3 protein-coding genes are annotated in these 1,197 nt (G+C 29.7%); all 3 read right to left on the bottom strand.

The features are described from left to right. Window positions 1-126: 126 nt before the first annotated feature. A complete protein-coding gene (locus tag FGQ85_RS18215) occupies window positions 127-369 on the bottom strand; it encodes a hypothetical protein (RefSeq protein WP_138374163.1) in 243 nt (80 codons plus the stop codon). A 3-nt stretch (window positions 370-372) separates the two neighbouring features. Continuing rightward, window positions 373-678, bottom strand: coding sequence for a hypothetical protein (locus FGQ85_RS18210; protein WP_138374162.1), 306 nt, complete (start codon window positions 676-678; stop codon window positions 373-375). After that, window positions 662-1,197 (bottom strand): hypothetical protein (locus tag FGQ85_RS18540; RefSeq protein ID WP_171028022.1); only part of this gene is annotated, 536 nt, incomplete at its 5' end. The genes FGQ85_RS18210 and FGQ85_RS18540, both read right to left, overlap by 17 nt.

Below are 1,197 nucleotides of genomic sequence, written 5' to 3'. Positions count from 1 at the left end.
TTTAATTGTAAATCAGTTTCTGTTGAAAATTCCAGCTGTCCAGATGCAATATTGTTCATTGCCTATATCCAGACAAGCTGATCCTTCTCCTTTTGTTCGTATGTTTTTTATACCTTTTAATTCTATTCATTGTATAATCTTCATCCTATTTTTCCTGTTCTTCATTCTATATTTACGGTATTCATTCTTGGAGTTAGCATTTTTCTTATTTTCTCCTACTCTTATGCTATTAAAAACAGGTCTAGCCTCATATTTTGCATCACATGTATTTCCTTTTTTTATAGCAATTTTAGGTTCTTGCATATAATCATATATTGTCATTTTTTTGTTATAATTTTTAAAAATGTGACGAATCCGAGTTCTAATCATCTATTATTCCCCTTTCAAATAATCATGATACAAAATACATTCATTAAGATAAATATATAATATGTCTGCTATGCCTTTAAGATACTCTAACACAAATCCTCGGTTTTCTATCGCAAAAAGATTTTTCTTTTTACTATCTATACATAGACAGCCAATTATATCATATTTAGGTTCAACTTCTTCGTTATCTTCACCCGGTGTTTTCAAAAAGCGAATTGGCATGACAATTGTGGTTGTATAAGATTTTTTCCATTTTTTATTGCTATTTTTATATTCATTTTTTTTAGAATACTTATTCCAAATCATCAACAATAAAAAAATGTACTCTTTCTTCTACATATCCTTCATTGATATTAAAAATATATTCGAAGTCAGTATTTTCATTCAACGGAATAGGGTTATAATGTTCACTAATCATATTATTTACATTTGATTGTCCACTTCTTGCTAAAGTAATTAATTTCATTTTATTTATATCCATTTCCCCATTCCGAATAAAATCAAATGTTTTTACACAGGCACGCACTTTATACCCCGTCGCTTCAGTCAAATTTCCCGCCAAAGAATCCATCATTTTCATTACTTTTTCTGTCATGTACTTTCTAAATGCAATAGGACGATTATAAGTTTCTTCCTCTGTCACCTCCAGCAAATCGCCATAACAGTCCCTAATCAAGTGCATAATATCGTGAAATCCCTTAGCATACTTGTTTGCCTCTTCCATTTTGTCATTTTTACCTGATTTGATTACTGCAAAAATTGTAAGCAATACAGCTATAACAAAAATTCCTATTGATGCATAGAATACTATTGCCAACTTTTCTTTAG

Origin of the sequence: Pseudoflavonifractor sp. BSD2780061688st1 E11 (assembly GCF_005844125.1) — a bacterium.
In the GTDB taxonomy this organism is placed as follows: domain Bacteria; phylum Bacillota; class Clostridia; order Lachnospirales; family Lachnospiraceae; genus Sellimonas; species Sellimonas catena.
The sequence above is the reverse complement of the archived record's forward strand: the minus strand, read 5'-3'. Positions and strand labels throughout refer to the sequence as shown.